Here is a 25,619-nt window from a genome sequence, read left to right as displayed (position 1 = left end):
CGCCCCTTTTTATTCCAGCGTACAACGCTATTTCAGCGTGCAATCGCCACACTGCTGAACATCCGGCAGGCGATAGCGCTGGCAGCACGTCCGGCGAACCAGCGCGCCGTCGCGCAGCACTACCGTGCGCCACAGCGGGTTGTCGCTTCCGTCGGCAAGCGATTTTTCGAAAAAGCAGATTTGGCGCAGGGCCGCGAGCCGGGCTTCGCCGATAAGCGGTATCATCTCGCCCAGATACCAATTAATCAGGTAACCGGTGTTGCTCCAGATAAGTTTGCCATTGATGTCGCCCGTCGCTTCCAGCGCCTTTATTACCGGTTGAATGGTCTGGGTGACCAGGGCAGCAATACGTTCCGCATCATTTTTCAGCGTCAGGCTGTGATCCTGCTGAACATCGATCCAGAAGCAGGCGGCGCGCCCGCTTTCATGAAATTCGACGTGGAAGTTATCGGGGTCTAAATCCAGCGCGTTTTTTTGCGTTAACAGCGTCAGCAACAGTGGCGGCACCATCAGCCCGAGATACCATTGCGCCCACAGCGAGAGCAGCGGTTTGCTTTCACGCGGCTGAGTAGGATTGTTACGGTAAATATGATCGGAGTAGGTGGCAATAAGCGAGCTTAGCGCCGTTGGGCGCGACCACTCTGCCAGGGTCATCGCCTGATGAGGCGCATCTTCATTAAGGCGAAGGAAATCGAGCAGATGGGCCCGCGTGCTGGCAATGGCGTCCCGCATGGCAGTCGCCAGCGAGTCGCGCTCATCATGAAGCGGGCTTTGCCAGATAACATGTTGCGTAATCGATGCGGTACGGTATGCCATAGCCCCAGCTGGAGAAGGAATCTAAATGATAATGATTGCCAATCCTATCCAGAGGCGAAACCGATAGCAAGATGTTTATCGTAAAGTTAGCGCCAGCGCACATCAGGCGATCTGTAAGTCTCCGCTGACCAGAATACTGTTACGGCCTAAGTGCTTGGCTTCATACAGCGCTTTATCCGCCTGCGTCAGCGCGGCATCAATATCGTTATTCTGCAACGGCGCAATACCGATACTGACGGTGACATTAGTGGCGACGCTTTCATTAAACATATGGGGGATCTTCAGGTCGTAGACCCGCTGGCGGATATGCTCTGCGGCCATCCGCGCCTGATCCTGGTCGATGTTATTCAACAAAATCATGAACTCTTCGCCACCGAAGCGCGCCACGATATCCCGTGAGCGCACCGCGTCGCGCAGCGCAGCAGAGACGCGGATAAGCGCCTGGTCGCCCATCATGTGCCCGTAATGGTCGTTATAGGCTTTGAAGTGATCGATATCCAACAGCAGGACAAAACGGCTGCTGTCATCGACAGCAAGCAGGTTATCGAGTTTATGCTGCAATCCGCGGCGGTTATAGAGACCGGTGAGTGGGTCGAGCATGCTCAGGTCGTTAAGCGTTTTCCGCTCCTGCATCAGGCGCTGCATCAAAGCGCGGGCGAAGCTATCGTTACGCTTCTGAATCGCATGCTGAATAGCAATGCCGATAACGGGTAGAGAGAAGCTATAGATGAGGCGCATGCAGCTTTCAGATTCATTCAGCCACAAACAGGTTACAAAAAGCGGTAGGGAGTGGAGCAGGAAGGCGATGACATTATTGGAGAAAGCGATAGTGCCAATAAACAGAACGCTGAGCAGCGCAATTAACAGATAGGCCGAAGCATCATCTCCTATCAGTTTCGCTTTAAGAACCACATGCCACGCCCAAAGGCAGCCAAACAGCAGTGAGATCAGTGTGATGTTGATTTTGCTTCTGGGGTAAAATTTGTGCCACGCGGGCAATACCGCGCTGAGCGTGAAGATCGCGCCAACCGGCACGGTCACAGCGTGCAGATTGTAGAGCGGCACCATCATAGAAAAGAGTGCTGAAATGGCGTTGAGCAGTAAAAAGAGACGTAGGGACAATCGATATCTCTTATTACAAAGAGATTGCCATGTTTGTGATGTCATACCTATAAGTCGTATTTATCCGCAGTTTTTCAGTGCGTTATGAGTCGTAAAATAAAGTTACGCAATGAAATCGTCATCGCGAAATATTAGTAATAAGAATTTTTATTTAAGCGGTGCTTAATTTATCACCTTACTGAATGGCTGTCATTAGAAGATGCAGAATCTTCAGACAGTACGACCTCGCTGACAAATGAGAAATTTTATCATATGATATTGGTTATCATTCGTGATTGAAGAGATGAAACCATGCTGCAGCGCGCGTTGGGAAGTCGTTGGGGGATCGTTTTTCCGGGCATGATTGTGGCCGCATTAGTGCTGGCAGACCTTTCGGTCAACAGCTGGCGCGCGGTAATTTTACTGGGTTTGTTATTGACGCCAGTAATGCTTTACCACAAACGGTTACGTCATTACGTCCTGTTGCCATCAAGCATTGCTCTGATTGGCGGAGTCATTTTGATGCTGCTGAATTTGAAAATGATGATGTAACAGAAGGGGAGAGAAGAGGGGTGAGCAAGATATCTGGTGCGAGGGGGGGGACTTGAACCCCCACGTCCGTAAGGACACTAACACCTGAAGCTAGCGCGTCTACCAATTCCGCCACCTTCGCACAGTCATCTTACTTGTAGATATCGCCTCGTTGGTGCGAGGGGGGGGACTTGAACCCCCACGTCCGTAAGAACACTAACACCTGAAGCTAGCGCGTCTACCAATTCCGCCACCTTCGCACAGTGCGAGCGATATCTGCGTGGTTTATGGTGCGAGGGGGGGGACTTGAACCCCCACGTCCGTAAGGACACTAACACCTGAAGCTAGCGCGTCTACCAATTCCGCCACCTTCGCATACCATCGATACCAGAAGTATCGTTACCACGGAGGCGCATTCTAGATGTTTTCAACTTTTCGTCAACAGTTAATTGCGCGCAGAGTCGTCGATTGCTGCAAAAATGGGCGTCGGCTAACAGCCAGGGAAATTCACCCGGCGAGCAGGCCCGCCGGGGAGAGGGCTTATTTCTTCAGTGCCTGGCGCGTCATCACGGTGCGGTAAACCTTAAAGCGTCCGGTCTGCGCGATCACTTCATGGAAACCGAAGGTTTGATCCAGCACGTCCGGATAGGGCAGGAAGGCGTTCGCCACAATGCGCAACTCGCCGCCGCTGTTGAGATGACGAACCGCGCCGCGAATCAGTGTTTGTGCCGCTTCGAGGCTGGTCTGCAACCCGTCATGGAACGGCGGATTGGAGATGATCATATCGAAGCGACCGGTCACCTCAGAGAAGACATTACTGGCGAAAACCTCGCCCTCAAGCCCGTTCGCCGCAAGCGTCGCGCGGCTGGCTTCAATCGCCGGTGCCGAGACGTCACACAGGGTCAAACGTACTTTCGGCGAATGGCTTGCCAGCGCCGCCGCCAACACGCCAGTGCCGCAGCCAACATCCAGCACTTTGCCTTTGGTATGCGGCGTCAGCGTGGAGAGCAGCAACTGGCTGCCCACATCCAGCCCATCGCGGCTAAAGACGCCCGGCATGGTTTTAATGGTCAGGGAGTCCAGCGCGTACTCGCCCCAGAAACCGTCAGGATCAAAGGCAGGATTTTTATCGAGGCGGCCATGATAAAGCCCACAGCGACGCGCGCTGTCGACTTTATTCAGCGTGCAATACTCAGCCAGCATCTGCTCGGCGCTGCGCACGCCGCTGCGGTTTTCGCCAACCACAAAAATATCCGTTCCCACCGGCAGCAGCGAAAGCAAATTCATCAGTTGAAACAGCGCTTCCGGCTTATTTTTCGGCCAGTAATAAATAAGCGTATCGCTCTCGCCAATCATCGCGCTATCCGCCACCAGGCTAAAACTGGCGCGCTCGCCCATCTGCTGGCTCAGGGTTTGCCATTGATGAAACTGTTGGGTCCAGGCACGGCTCGCGGCACTCTCCAGACGAGCAGGCAGGTCATCCTGCAGATCACCGGCAAAAAGAATATGGTTAGATTCGAAATCATCACTGTGGCGCAGCAAGACTTCACTTGCCGGGGTAAAAGCAGACATTACGTGTTCCTCTTTAAACTGAGCCGGCGATTATACACGTTATCCTTCGCGCTGCCTCTTTGTTGGCTGCGTCTTCATACCCCAGTCACTTACTCTTGTAAGCTCCTGGGGATATTCATCCTTGCCGCCTCGACGCAACACGAATGATTTTGTGTAACACGTTATCCTTCACTCTGCATCTTTGTTGGCTGCGTCTTTATCCCTATACGCCGCGTGTTGATGGCGCATTTTCGACGAGTTTGTTATATTTGCGCGCCTGATACAGGAGTGTTTCACGATGACTTCCCGACGCGACTGGCAATTACAGCAACTGGGCATTACCCAGTGGACCCTGCGCCGCCCGACGGCGTTACAGGGCGAGATCGCCATTTCGCTGCCCGCGCATATTCGTCTGGTAATGGTCTCGCCGGCGCTGCCTGCATTAAACGATCCGCTTGTCACCGACGTGCTGCGTGCCCTGACCGTGACGGCAGATCAGGTGCTGCAACTCACCCCGGATCGCGTCGCGATGCTGCCGCCTGAGAGCCATTGCAACAGCTGGCTGCTGGGCATTGATGCGCCGCTGCCGCTGTCGGGCGCGCAGGTCTCGACGCCCGCTGTTGATGAGCTACGCGCAAACCCTGCGGCACGCGCCGCCTTATGGCAACAAATCTGCGAACATGAACACGATTTCTTCCCTCAGCACGACTGATCTGCCCCGCGCTTACGAAATAGAGACCCGGGCGCACGCCTTCCCCTGGAGCGAAAAAACGCTCGCCAGCAATCAGGGGGAGCGCTACCTCAACTATCGGCTGATGGTGGGCGACGAGATGGCAGCCTTCGCCATTACGCAGGTGGTGCTTGATGAAGCCACGCTATTCAATATCGCCGTCGATCCCGCCTGGCAGCGCCAGGGGCTGGGCCGCCAGTTGCTTGAACATCTGATCAGCGAGCTGGAAAAGCGCGATGTGTTGACGCTGTGGCTGGAGGTTCGCGCCTCTAACCAGCCCGCCATTGCGCTGTATGAAAGTTTAGGTTTTAACGAAGCGACTATCAGGCGCAACTACTATCCCACGACCCACGGGCGTGAGGATGCCATCATCATGGCGCTTCCTCTGTAATTGAATAAAGGTGATGTAATGAAATGGGACTGGATACTCTTTGACGCTGACGAAACGCTGTTCACCTTCGACTCGTTTGGCGGCTTACAACGGATGTTTCTTGACTATAGCGTGACATTCACCGACCAGGATTTCGCAGAATATCAATCTGTTAATAAACCTTTATGGGTCGATTACCAGAACGGCGCCATCACCGCGCTACAGTTGCAGCATCAGCGTTTCCAGAGCTGGTCCGAGCGGCTGGATGTGCCGCCGGGCATGCTTAATGAAGCTTTTCTTAACGCGATGGCGGAAATCTGCGCGCCGCTGCCGGGTGCGGTGTCGCTGCTCGACAGCCTGAAGGGCAAAGTGAAAATCGGCATCATCACCAACGGTTTTACCGCCTTGCAGCAAATCCGGCTGGAACGCACCGGCCTGCGCGACTATTTTGATCTGTTAGTGATTTCTGAACAGGTTGGCGTGGCTAAACCGGATCCGCGCATCTTTGAGTATGCGCTGAAGCAGGCCGGTAACCCATCCCGCGATCGCGTCTTAATGGTTGGCGACACGGCGGAGTCAGATATTCTGGGCGGCATCAACGCGGGGCTCTCGACCTGCTGGCTCAATGCCCACAACCGCGCGCTGCCTGAAGGTATCAACCCGACCTGGACGGTGACGTCCCTGAACGAACTGGAGCAACTCCTGTGTAAACATTGATTGTCTGCACTCAACCGTTGAGTACAATAGCCGCATTTTTCGTCTTTAACGCGGGGCTCAGTGCCGCGCAATTACACAGAAGATCTCAATTATGACGTTGTCTCCTTATTACCAAGAGGTAGCGAAGCGCCGCACGTTCGCTATCATCTCGCACCCCGATGCCGGTAAAACTACCATCACCGAAAAGGTGCTGCTGTTCGGACAGGCGATCCAGACCGCTGGTACTGTAAAAGGCCGTGGCTCCAACCAGCATGCAAAATCTGACTGGATGGAGATGGAGAAGCAGCGTGGTATCTCCATTACCACGTCCGTGATGCAGTTCCCGTACCGCGAGAACCTGATCAACCTGCTCGACACCCCGGGGCACGAAGACTTCTCCGAAGATACCTACCGCACCTTAACCGCCGTTGACTGCTGTCTGATGGTGATCGATGCGGCTAAGGGCGTCGAAGATCGTACCCGTAAGCTGATGGAAGTGACCCGTCTGCGCGATACGCCGATCCTCACCTTTATGAACAAACTCGACCGTGACATCCGCGATCCGATGGAGCTGCTGGATGAAGTAGAGAGCGAGCTGAAGATCGCCTGCGCGCCGATCACCTGGCCGATTGGCTGCGGCAAGCTGTTCAAAGGGGTTTACCACCTCTATAAAGATGAAACCTACCTTTATCAGACCGGTAAAGGCCACACCATCCAGGAAGTCCGCATCGTTAAAGGGCTTGATAACCCGGAGCTGGATGCCGCCGTCGGTGAGGATCTGGCCCAGCAGCTGCGCGATGAGCTGGAGCTGGTGCAGGGTGCCTCCAATGAGTTCGACCAGGATCTCTTCCTGAGCGGCGCGCTGACGCCGGTCTTCTTCGGCACCGCGCTCGGTAACTTTGGCGTCGATCATATGCTGGATGGCCTGGTTGAATGGGCACCGCCGCCGATGCCGCGTAAAACCGACGTGCGCGAAGTGAAAGCGGACGACGAGAAGTTCACCGGCTTTGTCTTTAAGATCCAGGCCAACATGGATCCGAAGCACCGTGACCGCGTTGCCTTTATGCGCGTGGTTTCCGGGCGCTACGAAAAAGGGATGAAGCTGCGCCAGGTTCGTACCGGTAAAGATGTGGTGATCTCCGATGCGCTGACCTTTATGGCAGGCGACCGTTCTCACGTTGAAGAAGCCTACCCGGGCGACATCATCGGTCTGCACAACCACGGCACCATTCAGATTGGCGACACCTTCACGCAGGGTGAAATGATGAAGTTCACCGGCATCCCGAACTTTGCCCCTGAGCTCTTCCGCCGTATTCGCCTGCGCGACCCGCTGAAACAGAAACAGCTGCTTAAAGGTCTGGTTCAGCTTTCAGAAGAGGGCGCGGTGCAGGTCTTCCGCCCGATTGCCAACAACGATCTGATTGTCGGCGCGGTGGGTGTGCTGCAGTTTGATGTGGTAGTAGCGCGTCTGAAGAGCGAATACAACGTCGAAGCGGTCTATGAGTCCGTCAACGTGGCAACCGCGCGTTGGGTAGAGAGCAGCGATGTGAAGAAGTTCGAAGAGTTCAAGCGTAAGAACGAGATCCAGCTGGCGCTCGATGGCGGCGATAACCTGACCTATATCGCGCCGACCATGGTTAACCTCAACCTGACCCAGGAGCGTTACCCGGAAGTGACCTTCCATAAAACCCGCGAACACTAATCCCTCTACGGAGCGCGGCAGAAGCCGCGCTCCGGCCTCTTTTCCACCCTGCCGTTTCTTGCGGAAAGTTCTTAAAACCCTCGCTTTTTCTGTCTGTTGCTCGCTTTTTACGCACTCCAACAGGATCTTTGTCGATAGTGATCTATATTTAACAAAGTGATGACAAGGTGCGTGGCCGAAAGTACTGCTCAATACGTGTTTAATGGTCTTTTATCCACTCAACCCATCACAAGATAACATTAACAACTGCATCAGCGCAGCGATTTGCCGGAATGTGATCGCAACCATTGACGTTGATACGGTGAGTTTCACCGCAGCAGTTGGCAGCTTCTTGCTGCAGCGGCCCAAATGGTGGGCAAACATACAGGAATAACATCGATGACTATGACAAAGCTGACTCTTTCTAAAACCCTGCTGGCTATTACGCTGGGCTCTGTTCTGACCACGGGTTCTGCCCTGGCGGCGGAAACCACCACTGATAAAGCGCAAAGCACCGCGTCCAGTGCAGGGGACAAAATTGATAGCTCTATGAATAAAGTCGGTGGATTCATGGACGACAGTACCATTACTGCAAAAGTTAAAGCGGCGCTGGTCGATCATGAAAGCATTAAAAGCACCGATATCTCCGTGAAAACGGACAAAAAAGTGGTAACCCTGAGCGGTTTCGTCGAAAGCCAGAAACAGGCTGAAGAGGCGGTTTCCGTGGCGAAAGGTGTAGAAGGTGTAGCTTCTGTAAGCGACAAACTGCACGTTCGCGATGCGAAAGAGAGCACTGCAAAAGGTTACGCGGGTGATACCGCCACCACCAGCGAAATCAAAGCGAAGCTGCTGGCCGATGAAAACGTCCCGTCCCGTATGGTGAAAGTGGAAACCACTGACGGCGTTGTTCAGTTATCCGGTACGGTGGAATCCAAGGCTCAAAGTGAGCGCGCTGAAAGCATCGCCAAAGCAGTTGATGGCGTGAAAAGCGTGAAGAACGACCTGAAAGTTAAATAAGAGTACGTGAGAAAATCCGCGCCTGGCGATGTCCGGGCGCGATAGATACTTGGCAGGAAATATCGCGGATGGGCATCTGAGAGCCCATCGCTTGCGGTCGACATTAACTATGGTTAAGGAGAGTTTTATGTTTCGTTGGGGCATTATTTTTCTGGTTATCGCGTTAATTGCCGCCGCTCTGGGCTTTGGTGGATTGGCAGGTACAGCAGCCGGTGCGGCGAAAATCGTCTTCATCGTTGGTATCGTTCTGTTCCTGGTCAGCCTGTTCATGGGTCGTCGGCGCCCGTAGCGTTTAACACGCTTAAACTTCGGTTACATTAAAGCCAGTCCTCGTGACTGGCTTTGCTGTTTCAGGGTCTTAAATATTGCGCTACTTTGTTGTGACAATTGCTTAAAAGGAAAACGAAGTGGGGCAACATATTCCCATCACGCTCGGCAATATTGCGCCGCTGGCGCTGAAACCCTTTCGACCGGGACGTCTGGCACTGGTGTGCGAAGGCGGTGGCCAGCGCGGCATCTTTACCGCGGGCGTGCTGGATGAGTTTATGCGCGCCGACTTCAACCCTTTCGATCTCTTCTTTGGCACCTCTGCCGGCGCGCAGAACCTGTCGGCGTATGTCTGCAACCAACCGGGTTACGCGCGTAAAGTGATTATGCGCTACACCACCCGACGGGAATTTTTCGACCCGCTGCGCTTTGTGCGCGGGGGCAACCTTATCGATCTTGACTGGCTGGTTAACGCCACCGCGACGGAGATGCCACTGGCAATGGATCATGGCGTACGCGCTTTTGACGCCGGCAAAGCCTTTTACATGTGCGCCTGCCGCCAGGATGATTATTCGGCGGAGTATTTTTTACCCAATCACCAGACATGGCTCGATCTGATCCGTGCCTCAAGCGCCATTCCAGGCTTTTATCGCACCGGCGTGGCGCTGAGCGGCGTGAACTACCTTGATGGTGGCGTTAGCGACGCCATACCCGTGCAGGAAGCCGCGCGTCGTGGGGCCGACACCATCGTGGTGATCCGCACCGTGCCGTCGCAGATGTACTACACGCCGCAGTGGTTTAAGCGTATGGAGCGCTGGCTCGGCGAAAGCAGCCTGCAGTCGCTGGTCAACCTGGTGCAGCACCATGAGAAGAGCTATCTCGCCACGCAGCAGTTTATTGAATCCCCGCCGGGCAAGCTGCGCATCATCGAAATCTACCCGCCGAAGCTATTAAAAAGCATGGCGCTCGGCAGCCGTTTACCGGCGCTACGGGAAGATTATAAAATTGGCCGCTTGTGCGGGCGCTACTTCCTGGCGACGGTGGGCAAACTGCTGGCGGAGACGCCGCCGCTGCTGCGCTATACGCCGGTGGTCGCGCCGACCACGCGCGTGGTGCCGCCCGCCGAAGTGGCGAACGACGCGCTTGATCTGCCGCTGGTGACCGCGCCGGAGGCCAATGATATTTCGCTCAATAACGAGGACAGCGCGTGAGTTTTCGCTTTATCGATACCCACTGCCATTTCGATTTTGAACCCTTCAAAGGCGATGAAGCGGCCAGTATCGCCCGCGCGGCAGAGGCGGGCGTCGAGCGCATTATTGTGCCTGCCATCGCTGCCCAATATTTTGACCGCGTCTGCAAGCTTGCACAGCAGCATCACGCCCTCTATGCCGCGCTCGGCCTGCACCCGATTGTGGTGGAGGAGCATACGCAGCAGAGCCTTGAAGAGCTGGATGCGCTGCTTGCCACCCGGCCTGAGAAGGTGATCGCCATCGGCGAAATCGGCCTCGACCTTTATCGCGATAATCCGCAGTTTGAACGCCAGCAGGAGTTGCTTGATGCGCAGCTAAAAATGGCGAAGCGCTATGATTTGCCGGTGCTTCTTCACTCCCGCCGCACCCATGACAAGCTGGCGATGCAGTTGAAAAAGCATAACCTGCCGCGAACCGGCGTGGTGCACGGCTTTGCCGGTAGCCTGCAACAGGCGCAGCGTTTTATCGATCTTGGCTACTGCATCGGCGTTGGCGGCACGATTACCTATCCGCGCGCCAGCAAAACCCGCGATGTGATGGCGCAGCTGCCGCTCGCCTCGCTGCTGCTTGAAACCGACGCGCCCGATATGCCGCTGAACGGCTTTCAGGGGCAGCCCAACCGCCCGGAGCGGGCGGCAAACGTTTTTGCAACCCTCTGCGAGCTGCGCCAGGAAGCGCCGGATGTGATTGCTAATGCACTGTTTCACAATACCCAACGGCTCTTCGCTCTGCCTGATTCGCGGCTGTAACGCTTTTTCGTCGGCAGGCAGACTCTCCTGTGTTAAAATTCTCACATTCAAATGGCGTGGGCTTGCTGCGGCTGCCTCCACGCGTGGTCGCCTTTCTGTACCAGAATAATTTGATCAATGTCTCGTTGCAGTTATGCAAGCGTAAGCAAACTTTTTGCTAACTGTGATGCGTGTCGAAGTGTAATTGTGGGTGAATGTTAGAATACTCACAAAACCGAACTGAAACCGGCATTATGCCGTCGGAGAGAATATGACTGATTTAACTGCCAGCAGCCTGCGCGCGCTGAAACTGATGGACTTGACCACCCTGAATGATGACGACACCAATGAGAAAGTCATTGCGCTGTGCCATCAGGCGAAAACCCCGGTCGGCAATACTGCCGCGATCTGTATCTATCCACGTTTTATCCCGATTGCGCGTAAGACCCTGAACGAGCAGGGGACGCCAGAGATCCGCATCGCTACCGTCACCAACTTCCCGCACGGTAATGACGATATCGGGATTGCGCTGGCGGAAACCCGCGCGGCCATCGCCTACGGCGCGGACGAAGTGGACGTTGTTTTCCCTTACCGCGCGCTGATTGCCGGTAACGAGCAGGTCGGTTTCGATCTGGTGAAAGCGTGTAAAGAGGCCTGTGCGGCGGCGAATGTGCTGCTGAAAGTGATCATCGAAACCGGTGAGCTGAAAGAGGAGGCATTGATTCGCAAAGCTTCTGAAATCGCAATCAAAGCCGGGGCTGATTTTATTAAAACTTCCACCGGTAAAGTGCCGGTCAACGCTACGCCTGAGAGCGCGCGCATCATGCTGGAAGTGATCCGCGATATGGGCGTGGAAAAAAGCGTTGGTTTTAAACCGGCGGGCGGCGTGCGCACGGCGGAAGATGCGCAGCAGTACCTGGCGATTGCCGATCAGCTGTTTGGCGCCGACTGGGCCGATGCGCGTCACTACCGCTTTGGCGCGTCCAGCCTGCTGGCGAGCCTGCTGAAAGCGCTCGGTCACGGCGACGGTAAAAGCGGCAGCGCTTACTGATAATTGCCTGATGGCGCTGCGCCATCACTAGCCATATTGCCGGGCTGAATCTGTTGCCCGGCCCTCTCTATCCTCAGGGGGTTACCTTGTTTCTCGCTCAAGAAATTATTCGTAAAAAACGCGATGGCATCGCGCTGAGTGATGAAGAAATCCGTTTCTTTATCAACGGAATTCGCGATAACACCGTTTCTGAAGGGCAAATCGCCGCGCTGGCGATGACCATTTTCTTCCACGATATGAGCATGCCAGAGCGCGTCTCGCTGACCATGGCGATGCGTGATTCCGGAACCGTGCTTGACTGGAAAAGCCTCGATCTTAATGGCCCGGTGGTGGATAAGCACTCCACCGGCGGCGTTGGCGATGTGACATCGTTGATGCTCGGCCCGATGGTGGCAGCCTGCGGCGGCTATATCCCGATGATCTCCGGGCGCGGCCTCGGCCATACGGGCGGCACGCTCGATAAGCTGGAAGCGATTCCGGGCTTTGATATTTTCCCCTCCGACCAGCGTTTTCGCGACATCATCAAAGAGGTGGGCGTGGCGATTATCGGCCAGACCAACTCGCTGGCACCGGCGGATAAGCGCTTCTACGCCACCCGCGATATCACCGCCACCGTTGACTCCATTCCGCTGATTACCGCTTCGATCCTCGCCAAAAAACTGGCGGAAGGGCTTGATGCGCTGGTGATGGATGTGAAGGTGGGCAGCGGGGCGTTTATGCCGACCTATGAGCGTTCAGAACAGCTGGCGGAAGCGATTGTGGGCGTTGCCAACGGTGCGGGCGTGCGCACGACCGCGCTGCTGACCGATATGAATCAGGTGCTGGCCTCCAGCGCCGGTAACGCAGTGGAAGTGCGCGAAGCGGTGCAGTTCCTGACGGGTGAATACCGTAATCCGCGCCTGTTTGAGGTGACGATGGCCCTCAGCGCCGAAATGCTCATCTCCGGCAAACTGGCGAAAGATGACGCTGACGCGCGCGCCAAATTGCAGGCGGTGCTGGATAACGGTAAAGCGGCCGAGATTTTCGGGCGCATGGTCGCCGCGCAGAAAGGCCCCCATGATTTTGTTGAGAACTACGATCGCTATTTACCGACGGCGACCCTGAGCAAGGCGGTGTACGCCGACGATGAAGGGTTTGTCAGCGCAATGGATACCCGCGAACTGGGTATGGCGGTGGTCTCGCTGGGCGGCGGTCGTCGTCAGGCATCCGATACCATTGATTACAGCGTTGGCTTAACCGATATGGTGCGCCTCGGTGAACAGGTTGATGGCCAACGCCCGCTCGCCATTATTCACGCTAAAGATGAAGCCAGCTGGCAGAGCGCCGCACAGGTGGTGAAAGCGGCGATAAGTGTGAGCGACCGCGCACCAAAAGAGACACCGACGGTCTATCGCCGCATTACTGAATAGCGGTATACTGATCTGATCGCTTTTTTTCAAAGCACAAGGTACGGAGAACATATGAAACGTGCATTTATCATGGTGCTGGACTCTTTCGGCATCGGCGCGACAGAAGACGCGGATCGCTTCGGCGACGCGGGTTCCGACACTCTCGGCCACATCGCTGAAGCCTGTGCGAAAGGTGAAGCAGATACCGGGCGCAAAGGTCCGCTTAATCTACCGAATCTCACTCGCCTCGGGCTTGCGAAAGCCCACGAAGGCGCAACCGGCGAGATCCCTGCCGGTATGGACGGCAACGCCGAGATTATTGGCGCGTATGCCTGGGCGCATGAACTCTCTTCCGGGAAAGATACGCCGTCAGGCCACTGGGAAATCGCCGGTGTACCAGTACTTTTCGACTGGGGCTACTTCAGCGATACCGAAAACAGCTTCCCGCAGGAGCTGCTGGATAAGCTGGTCGAGCGCGCTAACCTGCCGGGTTATCTCGGCAACTGCCACTCCTCCGGGACGGTCATTCTTGACCAGCTCGGCGAAGAGCATATGAAAACCGGCAAGCCGATTTTCTATACCTCTGCCGACTCGGTGTTCCAGATTGCCTGCCACGAAGAGACCTTTGGTCTCGATAAGCTCTATGAGCTGTGCGAAATTGCCCGTGAAGAGCTGACCGAAGGCGGCTACAACATTGGCCGCGTTATCGCGCGTCCGTTTGTGGGCGACAAAGCGGGTAACTTCCAGCGTACCGGCAACCGTCACGATCTGGCCGTTGAGCCGCCGTCCGCGACGGTGCTGCAAAAACTGGTCGAGGAGAAGGATGGGCAGGTGGTCTCCGTCGGTAAAATCGCCGATATCTACGCCAACTGCGGTATCACCAAAAAAGTGAAGGCTACCGGCCTCGACGCGCTGTTTGATGCCACCATCACCGAGATGAAAGAAGCGGGTGATAAGACCATCGTCTTTACCAACTTCGTCGATTTTGACTCCTCCTGGGGTCATCGCCGCGATGTCGCCGGTTATGCGGGCGGGCTGGAGCTGTTCGACCGCCGTCTGCCGGAGCTGATGGAGCTGGTGGGTGAAGATGATATCCTGATCCTCACCGCCGACCACGGCTGCGATCCGACCTGGAAAGGCACCGATCATACCCGCGAACACATTCCGGTACTGATCTACGGCCCGAAAGTAAAAGCAGGCTCGCTGGGACACCGCGAGACCTTCGCTGATATTGGTCAGACGATCGCCCGCTACTTCGGCGTCTCTGATATGGAGTATGGCAAAGCCATGTTCTGATCTTTTTGGGCGGGGTCTTTCCCGCCCTCCATTTTCTAACAAGTCAAAGGAAGCAACGATGGCAACCCCACATATCAATGCAGAAATGGGCGATTTCGCGGACGTCGTACTGATGCCGGGCGACCCGCTGCGCGCAAAGCACATCGCCGAAACGTTTCTCGAAGATTATCGTGAAGTGAACAACGTGCGCGGCATGCTGGGCTACACCGGCACCTACAAAGGCCGCAAAATCTCTGTAATGGGTCACGGTATGGGTATTCCCTCCTGCTCCATCTACACCAAAGAGCTGATCACCGATTTTGGCGTCAAAAAGATCATCCGCGTCGGCTCCTGCGGTGCCGTGCGTATGGATGTGAAACTGCGTGACATCGTGATCGGTATGGGTGCCTGCACCGACTCCAAAGTGAACCGTATGCGTTTCAAGGATCACGACTTCGCAGCAATCGCGGATTTCGACATGGTGCGTAACGCGGTTGACGCGGCGAAAAACCTTGGCGTCGACGCGCGCGTGGGTAACCTCTTCTCCGCCGATCTCTTCTACTCCCCGGATGGCGAGATGTTCGACGTGATGGAGAAGTACGGCATTCTCGGCGTTGAGATGGAAGCGGCGGGTATCTACGGCGTTGCGGCAGAGTTCGGTGCGAAAGCGCTGACTATCTGCACCGTTTCCGACCATATCCGCACCCACGAGCAGACCACCTCCGATGAGCGTCAAACCACGTTCAACGACATGATCAAAATCGCGCTGGAATCTGTCCTGCTGGGCGACAACGCGTAATTTTGCCTGCCGGGCGGCGGTAAGCTTGCCCGGCATTTTACCCCTCACTATCTATTCATCTTTTGATGCATATCTGCATTATTTTGTTTGTAAATCAAAATAATAGTGATTGAGAATCTATTCACGTATCTATTCAGACCTGATACGCACAGCGCCAGGCTTACTGTTCTATCGCACTGCCTGCACAATCCACGCCGACAGTTCGCGCAGCTCCTGTTGCTGCTGCGGGAAATCCACCAGTAGCGCATCGCACGCCTGCGCCAGCATATCGGCGCGATAGAGGCAGCCCTGCAAACGTGCCGCCAGCGCCTCCAGCGGTGCCGGGTTCAGGCTGTCGGTAAAGATCTGCGTGCGGGTAATGTGTCCCTTTTCGACATCAAAGTGCAGCTCCACGCCGCCCCAGGTAAAACGCTCATCCAGCAAATGGCTGAAGGCCGGAGCCTGGCCGAAGTTCCACTCCCAGCTGCTCTGGCGGGCAAAGGTTTCAGCAAAGTTCGGCAGGTCTGGCGTTTTGTCCGGCGAGATAATCTCTGCTTCGACACGTTCGCCATAGTGCTCAAAGAAGGCTTCGGTAACGGCGGCGCAAATCTGCTCATGGGTGATACCCGGCAGTAGATCGACCAGATTCGCCACCCGACCGCGTACGGAGGTGATGCCTTTGGCCTGCAACTTCTTCTTATCCGGGTTGAGATAGTTCGCCAGACGGCTGAGATCGGCGTTGAGCAGCAGCGTCCCGTGGTGAAAGCCGCGATCCGGCGTTTCGCGATAGGCCGAGCCGGAGATTTTACGATCTCCCTCGGCGGTCTTCACCACCAGGTCGTTGCGCCCGGAGGCTTCCGCGTTAATGCCCAGCGCCTGTAGCGCATTGAGCACAATGGTGGTGGAGACGGTTTTGTCATACTCCGGCTTGCCGGCCATAAAGGTAAAACAGGTATTGCCGAGATCGTGGAACACCGCGCCGCCACCGCTGCTGCGCCTTGCCAGCCGCACATTGTCCTCTTCCATGCGGCGAGTGTTGCACTCCTTCCACGGATTCTGCGCCCGGCCAATCACCACCGTATCGGCGTTGCGCCAGAGAAACAGCACCCGCTGCGTAGCGGGCATCTGGCGGAAAATCGACTCCTCAACTGCCAGGTTAAACCACGGATCGTAAGAGTCGGAGATAAGAAGACGAAGCGTCGACATAGGCGATATCCTTGCTAAAAATCAGGGGGCGGACGGGAAGCCGCTGCGGCTACTCTCGCTTTTCCTGTTCATCCTCTTCCGGCACCGCTTTATTGGCCGTCAGCAGGAAGGGGGACTGCTGCCAGCGGGTGCGTTTACCCTGCAACAGGGTGCGCGTCAGCACCACGCCGATCGCCAGGGAGAGCAGCAGCATCAGACGCAGAATATTGGTGGTGTTATCTACCTGTTTAGCTTCCGTCGCCAGCGTGTGCGTATCCAGCGTTAAGCGCAGGTAACCTAGCGGGCCGCTTTTGCCCTGGATTGGCTCAACGATCTGCTGATTGAAGTAGGCACCCGCCTTTTTGCCATCCAGCGCCAGCCGGTCACGCACCTCAATACCTTCACCGGCGTGCGCCACCAGGTCGCCCTGCGCATCATAAACGCCGGCATCGAGAATGCGGCTCTCTTCCGTCAGCGGGCCTAAGATGGCGGCTATACGTTTTTCATCGGGCGTTTCGGTGCGCATCAGCGGGGTGAGATTGATCGTGACCTGGCGCGCCAGGGTTCTTGCCAGCTCTTCAAACTGCGGATTTCGCTGGCGCTGATGCTTCTGGCTGAACCAGGAGGCACCCTGCATCAGCGCGACCAACAGCGCCAGACAGATAAGGACAATCACGGCGCGATGCAGCCGAAATTTAAGTTTTGCGCGACTCATGTGTCACCTGTTGTAAATTTGATGCTTAATGTTGCCAGAAGCGTTGATTACAAGGTAGCCTCTTGCGTTATTTTCCCCTCCGGTGCTTTCTGGCGCGAACGTTTTTACAGGAGCTTTAATGCCTAACAGTCTGACCTGGTGCGACCTGCCCGATGATGTTTCTCAGTGGCCGGGATTGCCGCTCTCTCTCAGTGGTGATGAGGTGATGCCTCTGGATTATCACGCTGGTCGTAGCGGCTGGTTGCTCTATAGCCGGAGCCTCGATAAGCAGCGTCTGACCACCTATCAGCGCAAGCTGGGTGCCGCGATGGTGATTGTTTCAGCCTGGAGCGTCGATGAGTATCAGGTGATTCGCCTGGCAGGCTCGTTGACACCGCGCGCAACGCGCCTGGCGCACGATGAGGGTATGGATGTCGCGCCGCTCGGTAAAATCCCACACCTGCGCTCGCCAGGGCTGCTGGTAATGGATATGGACTCCACCGCGATCCAGATTGAGTGTATTGATGAGATCGCCAAACTGGCCGGTACCGGCGAACAGGTGGCTGAAGTGACCGAGCGCGCAATGCGCGGCGAACTCGATTTCACCGCCAGCCTGCGCAGCCGCGTGGCAACCTTAAAAGGCGCGGATGCTGCTATCCTGCATCAGGTGCGCGAAAACCTGCCGCTGATGCCGGGCCTGGTGCAGCTGGTGTTAAAACTGGAAACCCTTGGCTGGAAAGTGGCGATTGCCTCCGGCGGCTTTACCTTCTTTGCCGACTACCTGCGCGACAAACTGCATCTGACGGCGGCGGTGGCGAATCAACTGGAGATCGTCGACGGCAAATTTACCGGCCAGGTGCTGGGCGATATCGTCGATGCGCAGTACAAAGCGAAAACGCTGAAGCTGCTGGCGGAAGAGTATGAGATCGCCGCGGATCAGACCGTGGCGATTGGGGATGGCGCCAACGATCTTCCGATGATCAAATCCGCCGGCCTTGGCATCGCGTTTCACGCCAAACCGACCGTGAATGAGAAGGCGGAAGTGACCATTCGTCACGCCGACCTGATGGGCGTATTTTGTATCCTTTCCGGCAGTATTAATAAGAAGTAGAGGTGAATGTGGCGAAAGCTCCAAAACGTGCGTTTGTCTGTAATGAGTGCGGCGCTGATTATCCGCGCTGGCAGGGGCAATGCAGCGCCTGTCACGCCTGGAACACCATTACCGAAGTGCGCGTGGCCGCTTCGCCAACCGTTGCGCGCAACGAGCGCCTCTCCGGCTATGCGGGCAGCGCGGGCGTGTCGAAGGTGCAAAAGCTCTCCGATATCAGCCTCGAAGCGCTGCCGCGCTTCTCCACCGGTTTTAAAGAGTTTGACCGCGTCCTCGGCGGCGGCGTGGTGCCCGGCAGCGCCATTCTGATTGGCGGTAACCCGGGCGCGGGTAAATCGACGCTGCTGTTACAAACGCTCTGCAAGCTCGCCGAGCAGATGAAAACCCTCTATGTCACCGGCGAAGAGTCATTGCAGCAGGTGGCGATGCGCGCGCACCGTTTAGGGTTGCCGACCACGAACCTGAATATGCTCTCCGAGACCAGCATCGAGCAGATCTGCATGATTGCTGAAGAGGAGAAGCCGCGCCTGATGGTGATCGACTCCATCCAGGTAATGCACATGGCGGATATCCAGTCCTCGCCCGGCAGCGTCGCGCAGGTGCGCGAAACCGCGGCCTATCTCACCCGCTTTGCCAAAACCCGCGACGTGGCGATTGTGATGGTCGGCCACGTGACGAAAGATGGTTCGCTGGCGGGGCCGAAAGTGCTTGAACACTGTATCGACTGTTCGGTACTGCTCGACGGCGATGCCGACTCCCGCTTCCGCACGCTGCGCAGCCATAAGAACCGTTTTGGCGCGGTCAACGAACTGGGCGTTTTCGCCATGACCGAGCAGGGGCTGCGCGAAGTGAGCAACCCGTCGGCCATCTTCCTCAGCCGTGGGGATGAAGTGACCTCCGGCAGTTCGGTGATGGTGGTCTGGGAAGGAACGCGCCCGCTGCTGGTGGAGATCCAGGCGCTGGTCGATCACTCCATGATGTCGAACCCGCGCCGCGTGGCGGTAGGGCTTGAGCAGAACCGGCTGGCGATTTTACTGGCAGTCCTGCACCGCCACGGCGGTTTGCAGATGTCGGACCAGGATGTGTTTGTCAATGTGGTCGGCGGGGTGAAAGTGACGGAAACCAGCGCCGACTTAGCGCTGCTGCTGGCGATGGTCTCCAGCCTGCGCGATCGCCCGCTGCCGCAGGATTTGGTGGTGTTCGGCGAAGTCGGCCTGGCCGGTGAGATCCGCCCGGTACCGAGCGGCCAGGAGCGTATCTCGGAAGCGGCAAAACACGGTTTTCGCCGGGCGATTGTTCCGGCGGCAAACGTGCCGAAAAAGGCGCCGGAAGGCATGCAGATCTTTGGCGTGAAGAAGCTCGCCGATGCGCTAAGCGTCTTTGACGACTTATAATTGGCTTATCACTTTTGCAGGAGGCAACGATGTCGTCATTCGACTACTTAAAAACCGCCATTCGCCAGAAGGGCTGCACGTTGCAGCAGGTCGCGGATGCCAGCGGCATGACCAAAGGCTACTTAAGCCAGCTGCTGAATGCCAAAATCAAAAGCCCCAGCGCGCAAAAGCTGGAGGCGCTGCACCGTTTTCTCGGGCTGGATTTCCCGCGTCGCGAGAAAAATATCGGCGTGGTGTTCGGTAAGTTCTACCCGCTGCACACCGGCCATATCTACCTGATCCAGCGCGCCTGTAGCCAGGTTGACGAGTTGCATATCATTCTCGGTTATGACGAAACCCGCGATCGCGCGCTGTTTGAAGAGAGCGCGATGTCGCAGCAGCCGACGGTGAGCGACCGCCTGCGCTGGCTGCTGCAAACCTTTAAGTACCAGAAAAATATCCGCATCCATGCGTTCAATGAAGAGGGGATGGAGCCCTATCCTCACGGTTGGGACGTCTGGAGCAATGGCATCAAAGCCTTTATGGCGGAAAAGGGCATTACGCCGAACTGGATCTACACCTCTGAGGCCGCGGATGCGCCGCAATATTTGCAGCATCTCGGCACGGAAGCGGTGCTGGTCGATCCCGAGCGCACCTTTATGAACATCAGCGGCTCACAAATTCGTGAAAACCCGTTCCGCTACTGGGAATACATTCCGACGGAAGTGAAGCCCTTCTTTGTGCGCACGGTGGCGATCCTCGGCGGTGAGTCGAGCGGGAAGTCGACGCTGGTGAACAAGCTTGCCAATATCTTCAACACCACCAGCGCCTGGGAGTTTGGCCGTGATTACGTCTTCTCCCATCTCGGCGGGGATGAGATTGCGCTGCAATATTCCGACTACGACAAAATCGCCCTCGGCCATGCGCAATATATTGATTTTGCGGTGAAGTACGCCAATAAAGTCGCCTTTATCGATACCGACTTTGTCACCACGCAGGCTTTCTGTAAAAAGTATGAGGGGCGCGAGCACCCCTTTGTGCAGGCGCTGATCGATGAGTATCGCTTCGATCTGGTGATCCTGCTGGAAAACAACACGCCGTGGATCAACGACGGCTTGCGCAGCCTCGGCAGCTCTGTCGATCGCCGTGAGTTTCAGGATCTGCTGGTCTCGATGCTGGAAGCGAATAATATCGACTATGTTCGCGTTGAAGAGGCCGATTATGACTCACGCTTCCTGCAATGTGTTGACCTGGTAAAACAGCTGATGGGCGCGTAGCGCGCTCTCTCTGGCCGGTCTGGCGCATGCGCTCTCCGGCCAGAAACAGCGCAGATGAGAGAGCGTTTTCCAGCGCATATGCACCTGCGCCAGCGCGGCAATCGAGCGCAGGTTCACCTTCCGCAGCAGATTGTATTTGTGAGTGCTCAGGGTTTTGCTACCCAGTTCGCCATAATCAAAAATCCCGTTTTGATATTCACTGTTCATCACATAAGTCAGCAGCGCCCGCTCTTTGCGCGTGAGAGGCAGTGATGGCGGCGTATATTTGCGCTGCCGCCAGGGGCGGTATTTTAGCTGAAGCGGTAACGCTTTTATGGCGATGCGCTTTTCAATTTTATAAAAGGGCTGTAATAAAAAATGCTCGAAGCACTGGTCGCCAGACATAATCGTTTTTAACGTCGGCAGCGTGGTAATAATCAGAAAGTGATTATCAAAATCGACGATAACGTCCTCTTCGGCAAGATTAAATAGTCCCTGATCAAACAGCGCCCGCAGACCGCACGCCAGGAAGCGATCGTCCGTAATGATGTGCATAAGAGGGCTCCGTTTACTGCCTGTTGCGAGGAAGCAAAATGGTAGCGACTGGCTGTAGCGTTATTCAAGATGCGGCTTTTTTAGCAAAGGCTAAAACAGATATTCTGCCGATATTTATTGCGCAGTTATTTCTGCTGTCGATTAGTTCTGTTTGATGCAGTTTGTTTTTATTTTATTTCTATGGCGAATATAACGAGGTAGCTTATTCGACCGGAATAATAGAAAAACAAAAATACTTTTTTAGCGTGGGAAAAAAGAGGAATTTGCTGAGGGTTTGCGGAAAAAAGTGAGCGAATGGGTTTCCCCATTCGCTCTGCTTATTACTTGGTAATACGTTTGTACTTGATACGCTTCGGCTCCAGCGCTTCAGCGCCCAGCGTGCGTTTTTTGTACTCTTCGTATTCGGTGAAGTTACCTTCGAAGAACTCCACGTTGCCCTCATCCTGGTAATCCAGAATGTGGGTGGCGATACGGTCAAGGAACCAGCGGTCATGCGAGATAACCATCGCGCAGCCCGGGAACTCCAGCAGGGCGTTTTCCAGCGCGCGCAGGGTTTCGATATCCAGGTCGTTGGTCGGTTCATCGAGCAGCAGCATGTTGCCGCCAACCTGCAGCAGCTTCGCCAGATGCAGACGACCGCGCTCACCGCCGGAGAGTTCGCCAACGCGTTTGCCCTGGTCGGTGCCTTTAAAGTTAAAGCGGCCAACGTAGGCGCGGCTTGGCATTTCGGTGTTGCCGATACGCATGATATCCAGCCCGCCGGAGACTTCTTCCCAGACGGTCTTGTTGTTATCCATTGCGTCACGGAACTGGTCAACAGAGGCCAGTTTCACCGTTTCACCGAGGGTGATCGTACCGGCATCAGGCTGCTCCTGACCGGACATCATGCGGAACAGCGTCGATTTACCGGCGCCGTTCGGGCCGATAATGCCAACGATGGCCCCTTTCGGTACGGAGAAGGAGAGGTTATCGATCAGCTGGCGGTCGCCGTAGGCTTTGCACAGGTTGCTGACTTCAACCACTTTATCGCCCAGGCGCGCGCCTGGCGGAATAAAGAGTTCGTTGGTCTCGTTACGTTTCTGGTACTCGGTGCTGTTAAGTTCTTCAAAGCGAGCCAGACGGGCTTTGCCCTTCGACTGACGGCCTTTCGCACCCTGGCGAACCCACTCCAGCTCTTTCTCAATGGATTTACGGCGAGCCGCTTCCTGAGAGGCTTCCTGCGCCAGACGCTGATCTTTCTGCTCAAGCCACGAGGAGTAGTTGCCTTCCCACGGAATACCTTCACCGCGGTCAAGCTCCAGGATCCAGCCTGCAACGTTATCGAGGAAGTAACGGTCGTGGGTAATCGCCACTACGGTACCTTCGAAGTCGTGCAGGAAGCGTTCCAGCCAGGCAACGGATTCAGCATCCAGGTGGTTGGTTGGTTCGTCGAGCAGCAGCATGTCCGGCTTTTCAAGCAGCAGACGGCACAGCGCGACGCGGCGGCGTTCACCCCCGGAGAGATTGGCGATTTTCGCATCCCAGTCCGGCAGACGCAGCGCATCGGCGGCGCGCTCAAGCTGCACGTTCAGGTTGTGACCGTCGTGCGCCTGGATGATCTCTTCCAGCTTGCCCTGCTCAGCGGCGAGCTTGTCGAAATCCGCCTCCGGCTCAGCGTAGAGGGCGTAAACTTCATCCAGACGTTTCAGCGCGTTAACCACTTCAGAAAGGGCTTCTTCAACCGATTCACGAACCGTCTGCTCAGGATTGAGCTGCGGCTCCTGCGGCAGGTAACCGATTTTAATACCCGGTTGCGCGCGCGCTTCCCCTTCGATGTCGGTATCAATACCGGCCATGATGCGCAGCAGCGTCGATTTACCGGCACCGTTAAGGCCGAGTACGCCGATCTTTGCGCCGGGGAAGAAACTGAGGGAGATATTTTTCAGAATATGACGTTTCGGCGGAACAACTTTGCCGACACGGTGCATGGTATATACGAATTGAGCCACGGTGGACTTCGCCTCTTTGTTATGAGTAGTGCATTTAACAGCGGAGTGTAGCCGTTTTCGCGCGCTAATCCCAGCCAGCGACGCTCACACTGTTAAATCACACCAGAAAGGTAAAAAAGTGTGCGTAACGTGGCGCGTTACGGGATGCCCGGTTAGCATTAACCCCTGTATGCGGCATGATGCTGTAAAAATGTGACAGATAAGAGGAAAGAGCTGTGCAGAGAGCTAAACATGCCGCCTGGCGGTTAGCGGCGGCCTGCGTGTGTTTGCTGTCCTTCAGCAATGCGGCGCGGGCGGACTCACTGGATGAACAACGCGATCGGTATGCGCAAATCAAAAGCGCCTGGGACAACAACCAGATGGACGTTGTGCAGCAGCTAATGCCGACGCTGCAAACTTATCCCCTTTACCCCTACCTGCAATACCGGCAGATCACCGACGATTTGATGAGCGAACCGGCGCTCACTGTCACTCAATTTGTGCAGCAGTACCCGACGTTGCCCGCCGCGCGCACGCTGAAAAACCGCTTTGTGAATGAGCTGGCGCGACGTCAGGACTGGCAGGGTTTGCTGGCCTTTAGCCCGGACAAACCCACGACCACCGAGGCGCAGTGCAACTACTACTTCGCCAAATGGAACAGCGGCCAGGCGGATGAAGCCTGGGCGGGCGCGAAAGATCTCTGGCTCAGCGGCAAAAGCCAGCCGAACGCCTGCGATCAGCTGTTTGGTGCATGGCGCGCATCGGGTAAACAGGATCCGCTCGCTTACCTGGAACGTATTCGTCTGGCGATGAAAGCCGGCAATACGCGGCTTGTCACCCTGCTGGCGAGCCAGATGCCGCCCGATTACCAGACCATCTCGTCGGCGATCGTGACGCTCGCTAACGATCCGATGACGGTGATGAGTTTTGCCACTACCACCGGGGCGACGGACTTTACGCGCCAGATGGCGGCAGAAGCGTTTGAAAGCGTGGCGCGCCAGGATGTGGAAAATGCCCGGTTGATGATCCCGTCGCTGGCGCAGGCGCAAAAACTCAATGAAGAGCAGACGCAGCAGCTGCGCGAGACGGTTGCGTGGCGACTGATGGGCAATGATGTCACCAGCGAGCAGGCGCGCTGGCGCGACGATACGATTATGCGTTCGCAATCCGTTTCACTGCTGGAGCGGCGCGTACGCATGGCGCTCAGCAATGGCGACCGCCGCGGGCTGAATACCTGGCTTTCGCGCCTGCCGATGGAGGCGAAAGAGAAAGATGAGTGGCGCTATTGGCAGGCCGATCTGCTGCTGGAGCGCGGGCGTGAAAATGATGCCAAAGAGATCCTCCATGCGCTGATGCAGCAGCGGGGCTTCTACCCGATGGCTGCCGCGCAGCGTCTGGGCGAAGCGTATCAGCTGAAGATAGATAAGGCTGATGGCAACGTTGATCCAACCCTGTTGCAGAGCGCAGAGATGGCGCGCGTGCGCGAGTTGATGTACTGGAAGATGGATAACACCGCGCGCGGCGAGTGGGCGAATCTGGTCTCCAGCCGTAGCCAGCAACAGCAGGCGCAGCTGGCGCGTTATGCCTTTGAGCAGCAGTGGTGGGATCTGAGCGTTCAGGCAACGATCAGCGGCAAGCTGTGGGATCAGTTAGAGGAGCGTTTCCCGCTGGCGTATCGCGATCTCTATACGCGCTATACCGGCGATAAAGAGATTTCGCCGAGTTATGCGATGGCGATCTCCCGCCAGGAGAGCGCCTGGAACCCGACGGCGCGCTCGCCGGTCGGCGCGAGCGGGCTGATGCAGATTATGCCTGCCACCGCCACGCATACGGTGAAGATGTTTTCGATCCCCGGCTACAGCAATGCCAGCCAGCTCTTCGATCCGGAAACCAATATCAAGATCGGCACCAGCTATCTGCAATATGTCTATCAGCAGTTTGGCGATAACCGTATTTTCGCCTCGGCGGCTTATAACGCCGGGCCGGGCAGGGTGCGTAGCTGGCTGAATAACAGCGGCGGCAAGCTGGATGCGGTGGCGTTTATTGAGAGCATTCCTTTCTCGGAAACGCGCGGTTATGTGAAAAACGTGCTGGCCTATGATGCTTACTACCGTTACTTCCTGCAGGACGAAAAAGCGGCCATCCTCAGTGACGCTGAATGGCAGCGCCGTTACTGATTAGTGTGGTTTATGCTATGCTGCGTACTCATGCATGAGTACGCAGCATAAAAATCCCTAACACGGCGACAAAC

General features: G+C 56.1%; 24 protein-coding genes and 3 tRNA genes. 17 read left to right on the top strand and 10 right to left on the bottom strand.

What is annotated here, in order from left to right; all coding sequences use genetic code 11:
- Positions 1 to 27 precede the first annotated feature (27 nt).
- Entirely contained in the window at positions 28 to 816 is a 789-nt protein-coding gene (fhuF, locus tag N7V53_RS13430; RefSeq protein WP_279793655.1) for a siderophore-iron reductase FhuF, read from the bottom strand.
- Between the two features lie 102 nt (positions 817 to 918).
- Complete coding sequence (locus tag N7V53_RS13425; protein WP_279793654.1) at positions 919 to 1,983, bottom strand: GGDEF domain-containing protein; 1,065 nt, start codon at positions 1,981 to 1,983, stop codon at positions 919 to 921.
- A gap of 246 nt (positions 1,984 to 2,229) precedes the next feature.
- On the opposite strand from N7V53_RS13425, the gene N7V53_RS13420 reads away from it, so the two are divergent.
- A complete protein-coding gene (locus N7V53_RS13420; protein WP_023480310.1) occupies positions 2,230 to 2,469 on the top strand; it encodes a DUF1435 domain-containing protein in 240 nt (79 codons plus the stop codon).
- Positions 2,470 to 2,503: 34 nt separating this feature from the next.
- Here N7V53_RS13420 and N7V53_RS13415 read toward each other — a convergent pair.
- From N7V53_RS13415 to rsmC, 4 genes are all read right to left on the bottom strand, one after another.
- Positions 2,504 to 2,590 (bottom strand) — tRNA-Leu (locus N7V53_RS13415).
- A 31-nt stretch (positions 2,591 to 2,621) separates the two neighbouring features.
- Positions 2,622 to 2,708: transfer RNA gene (locus N7V53_RS13410), tRNA-Leu, on the bottom strand.
- Between the two features lie 28 nt (positions 2,709 to 2,736).
- Positions 2,737 to 2,823: transfer RNA gene (locus N7V53_RS13405), tRNA-Leu, on the bottom strand.
- A gap of 165 nt (positions 2,824 to 2,988) precedes the next feature.
- Positions 2,989 to 4,020: a 16S rRNA (guanine(1207)-N(2))-methyltransferase RsmC gene (gene rsmC / locus N7V53_RS13400; RefSeq protein WP_279793653.1), complete on the bottom strand. Its 1,032-nt coding sequence runs from the start codon at positions 4,018 to 4,020 to the stop codon at positions 2,989 to 2,991.
- 277 nt (positions 4,021 to 4,297) lie between these two features.
- On the opposite strand from rsmC, the gene N7V53_RS13395 reads away from it, so the two are divergent.
- The 12 genes from N7V53_RS13395 to deoD all read left to right on the top strand — a co-directional run bounded on the left by N7V53_RS13395 (position 4,298) and on the right by deoD (position 15,251).
- A complete protein-coding gene (locus N7V53_RS13395; RefSeq protein WP_042716030.1) occupies positions 4,298 to 4,711 on the top strand; it encodes a DNA polymerase III subunit psi in 414 nt (137 codons plus the stop codon).
- Positions 4,680 to 5,120 carry a ribosomal protein S18-alanine N-acetyltransferase gene (rimI, locus tag N7V53_RS13390; RefSeq protein WP_124969966.1) on the top strand — a complete coding sequence of 147 codons (441 nt, stop codon included), beginning with the start codon at positions 4,680 to 4,682 and terminating at the stop codon, positions 5,118 to 5,120. Before N7V53_RS13395 ends, rimI begins: the two co-directional genes overlap by 32 nt.
- 18 nt (positions 5,121 to 5,138) lie before the next feature.
- On the top strand, positions 5,139 to 5,816 hold the full coding sequence (yjjG, locus tag N7V53_RS13385) for a pyrimidine 5'-nucleotidase (protein WP_124969963.1): 678 nt from the start codon (positions 5,139 to 5,141) through the stop codon (positions 5,814 to 5,816).
- 91 nt (positions 5,817 to 5,907) lie between these two features.
- Positions 5,908 to 7,497, top strand: coding sequence for a peptide chain release factor 3 (gene prfC, locus N7V53_RS13380; RefSeq protein ID WP_279793652.1), 1,590 nt, complete (start codon positions 5,908 to 5,910; stop codon positions 7,495 to 7,497).
- A gap of 378 nt (positions 7,498 to 7,875) precedes the next feature.
- The gene (osmY, locus tag N7V53_RS13375) at positions 7,876 to 8,493 is read left to right on the top strand and encodes a molecular chaperone OsmY (RefSeq protein WP_023480446.1); all 618 of its coding nucleotides are present in this window, start codon (positions 7,876 to 7,878) and stop codon (positions 8,491 to 8,493) included.
- A gap of 127 nt (positions 8,494 to 8,620) precedes the next feature.
- Positions 8,621 to 8,782: a DUF1328 family protein gene (locus N7V53_RS13370; protein WP_023480205.1), complete on the top strand. Its 162-nt coding sequence runs from the start codon at positions 8,621 to 8,623 to the stop codon at positions 8,780 to 8,782.
- A 118-nt stretch (positions 8,783 to 8,900) separates the two neighbouring features.
- The gene (locus N7V53_RS13365; RefSeq protein ID WP_076768940.1) at positions 8,901 to 9,971 is read left to right on the top strand and encodes a patatin family protein; all 1,071 of its coding nucleotides are present in this window, start codon (positions 8,901 to 8,903) and stop codon (positions 9,969 to 9,971) included.
- Complete coding sequence (locus tag N7V53_RS13360; protein WP_279793651.1) at positions 9,968 to 10,759, top strand: TatD family hydrolase; 792 nt, start codon at positions 9,968 to 9,970, stop codon at positions 10,757 to 10,759. The genes N7V53_RS13365 and N7V53_RS13360 overlap by 4 nt, the downstream gene beginning before the upstream one ends.
- A gap of 250 nt (positions 10,760 to 11,009) precedes the next feature.
- Positions 11,010 to 11,789: a deoxyribose-phosphate aldolase gene (gene deoC, locus N7V53_RS13355; protein WP_279793650.1), complete on the top strand. Its 780-nt coding sequence runs from the start codon at positions 11,010 to 11,012 to the stop codon at positions 11,787 to 11,789.
- Positions 11,790 to 11,875: 86 nt separating this feature from the next.
- Positions 11,876 to 13,198, top strand: coding sequence for a thymidine phosphorylase (gene deoA, locus N7V53_RS13350; RefSeq protein WP_279793649.1), 1,323 nt, complete (start codon positions 11,876 to 11,878; stop codon positions 13,196 to 13,198).
- Positions 13,199 to 13,249: 51 nt separating this feature from the next.
- Positions 13,250 to 14,473 (top strand): phosphopentomutase, encoded by a 1,224-nt coding sequence (deoB, locus tag N7V53_RS13345; protein WP_042716009.1) that lies wholly within the window; start codon positions 13,250 to 13,252, stop codon positions 14,471 to 14,473.
- A 58-nt stretch (positions 14,474 to 14,531) separates the two neighbouring features.
- Entirely contained in the window at positions 14,532 to 15,251 is a 720-nt protein-coding gene (gene deoD, locus N7V53_RS13340) for a purine-nucleoside phosphorylase (protein WP_023480392.1), read from the top strand.
- A 168-nt stretch (positions 15,252 to 15,419) separates the two neighbouring features.
- Here the strand turns inward: deoD and lplA are convergent, their stop codons facing one another.
- On the bottom strand, positions 15,420 to 16,436 hold the full coding sequence (lplA, locus tag N7V53_RS13335) for a lipoate--protein ligase LplA (protein ID WP_279793648.1): 1,017 nt from the start codon (positions 16,434 to 16,436) through the stop codon (positions 15,420 to 15,422).
- 49 nt (positions 16,437 to 16,485) lie between these two features.
- Positions 16,486 to 17,130 (bottom strand): YtjB family periplasmic protein, encoded by a 645-nt coding sequence (locus tag N7V53_RS13330; protein ID WP_279793647.1) that lies wholly within the window; start codon positions 17,128 to 17,130, stop codon positions 16,486 to 16,488.
- Between the two features lie 118 nt (positions 17,131 to 17,248).
- Here N7V53_RS13330 and serB point away from each other — a divergent pair, with 118 nt between their 5' ends.
- The 3 genes from serB to nadR are packed head-to-tail and all read left to right on the top strand — an operon-like array spanning position 17,249 to position 20,867.
- Positions 17,249 to 18,220 carry a phosphoserine phosphatase gene (serB, locus tag N7V53_RS13325; RefSeq protein WP_076768934.1) on the top strand — a complete coding sequence of 324 codons (972 nt, stop codon included), beginning with the start codon at positions 17,249 to 17,251 and terminating at the stop codon, positions 18,218 to 18,220.
- 8 nt (positions 18,221 to 18,228) lie between these two features.
- Positions 18,229 to 19,611, top strand: coding sequence for a DNA repair protein RadA (radA, locus tag N7V53_RS13320; RefSeq protein ID WP_023480209.1), 1,383 nt, complete (start codon positions 18,229 to 18,231; stop codon positions 19,609 to 19,611).
- Between the two features lie 29 nt (positions 19,612 to 19,640).
- Entirely contained in the window at positions 19,641 to 20,867 is a 1,227-nt protein-coding gene (nadR, locus tag N7V53_RS13315) for a multifunctional transcriptional regulator/nicotinamide-nucleotide adenylyltransferase/ribosylnicotinamide kinase NadR (protein ID WP_023480307.1), read from the top strand.
- Here the strand turns inward: nadR and N7V53_RS13310 are convergent.
- Both N7V53_RS13310 and ettA read right to left on the bottom strand, forming a co-directional pair.
- Entirely contained in the window at positions 20,817 to 21,401 is a 585-nt protein-coding gene (locus N7V53_RS13310; protein WP_023480289.1) for a LuxR C-terminal-related transcriptional regulator, read from the bottom strand. The genes nadR and N7V53_RS13310 overlap by 51 nt on opposite strands.
- A 320-nt stretch (positions 21,402 to 21,721) precedes the next feature.
- The gene (gene ettA, locus N7V53_RS13305; protein ID WP_279793646.1) at positions 21,722 to 23,389 is read right to left on the bottom strand and encodes an energy-dependent translational throttle protein EttA; all 1,668 of its coding nucleotides are present in this window, start codon (positions 23,387 to 23,389) and stop codon (positions 21,722 to 21,724) included.
- A 215-nt stretch (positions 23,390 to 23,604) separates the two neighbouring features.
- Here ettA and sltY point away from each other — a divergent pair, with 215 nt between their 5' ends.
- Positions 23,605 to 25,545 (top strand): murein transglycosylase, encoded by a 1,941-nt coding sequence (sltY, locus tag N7V53_RS13300; protein ID WP_279793645.1) that lies wholly within the window; start codon positions 23,605 to 23,607, stop codon positions 25,543 to 25,545.
- Positions 25,546 to 25,619: the final 74 nt, after the last annotated feature.

It is taken from the genome of Kosakonia sp. HypNH10, from assembly GCF_029850615.1.
GTDB lineage: Bacteria > Pseudomonadota > Gammaproteobacteria > Enterobacterales > Enterobacteriaceae > Kosakonia > Kosakonia cowanii.
This window is presented reverse-complemented; position numbering and strand designations above follow the sequence as displayed.

What these genes read in the sequence shown, in the direction of transcription:
- fhuF (WP_279793655.1), bottom strand. Translation starts at nt 816, where the DNA reads ATGGCATACCGTACCGCATCGATTACGCAACATGTTATCTGGCAAAGC.
- N7V53_RS13425 (WP_279793654.1), bottom strand. Translation starts at nt 1,983, where the DNA reads ATGACATCACAAACATGGCAATCTCTTTGTAATAAGAGATATCGATTG.
- N7V53_RS13420 (WP_023480310.1), top strand. Translation starts at nt 2,230, where the DNA reads ATGCTGCAGCGCGCGTTGGGAAGTCGTTGGGGGATCGTTTTTCCGGGC.
- rsmC (WP_279793653.1), bottom strand. Translation starts at nt 4,020, where the DNA reads ATGTCTGCTTTTACCCCGGCAAGTGAAGTCTTGCTGCGCCACAGTGAT.
- N7V53_RS13395 (WP_042716030.1), top strand. Translation starts at nt 4,298, where the DNA reads ATGACTTCCCGACGCGACTGGCAATTACAGCAACTGGGCATTACCCAG.
- rimI (WP_124969966.1), top strand. Translation starts at nt 4,680, where the DNA reads ATGAACACGATTTCTTCCCTCAGCACGACTGATCTGCCCCGCGCTTAC.
- yjjG (WP_124969963.1), top strand. Translation starts at nt 5,139, where the DNA reads ATGAAATGGGACTGGATACTCTTTGACGCTGACGAAACGCTGTTCACC.
- prfC (WP_279793652.1), top strand. Translation starts at nt 5,908, where the DNA reads ATGACGTTGTCTCCTTATTACCAAGAGGTAGCGAAGCGCCGCACGTTC.
- osmY (WP_023480446.1), top strand. Translation starts at nt 7,876, where the DNA reads ATGACTATGACAAAGCTGACTCTTTCTAAAACCCTGCTGGCTATTACG.
- N7V53_RS13370 (WP_023480205.1), top strand. Translation starts at nt 8,621, where the DNA reads ATGTTTCGTTGGGGCATTATTTTTCTGGTTATCGCGTTAATTGCCGCC.
- deoC (WP_279793650.1), top strand. Translation starts at nt 11,010, where the DNA reads ATGACTGATTTAACTGCCAGCAGCCTGCGCGCGCTGAAACTGATGGAC.
- deoB (WP_042716009.1), top strand. Translation starts at nt 13,250, where the DNA reads ATGAAACGTGCATTTATCATGGTGCTGGACTCTTTCGGCATCGGCGCG.
- deoD (WP_023480392.1), top strand. Translation starts at nt 14,532, where the DNA reads ATGGCAACCCCACATATCAATGCAGAAATGGGCGATTTCGCGGACGTC.
- lplA (WP_279793648.1), bottom strand. Translation starts at nt 16,436, where the DNA reads ATGTCGACGCTTCGTCTTCTTATCTCCGACTCTTACGATCCGTGGTTT.
- N7V53_RS13330 (WP_279793647.1), bottom strand. Translation starts at nt 17,130, where the DNA reads ATGAGTCGCGCAAAACTTAAATTTCGGCTGCATCGCGCCGTGATTGTC.
- serB (WP_076768934.1), top strand. Translation starts at nt 17,249, where the DNA reads ATGCCTAACAGTCTGACCTGGTGCGACCTGCCCGATGATGTTTCTCAG.
- nadR (WP_023480307.1), top strand. Translation starts at nt 19,641, where the DNA reads ATGTCGTCATTCGACTACTTAAAAACCGCCATTCGCCAGAAGGGCTGC.
- N7V53_RS13310 (WP_023480289.1), bottom strand. Translation starts at nt 21,401, where the DNA reads ATGCACATCATTACGGACGATCGCTTCCTGGCGTGCGGTCTGCGGGCG.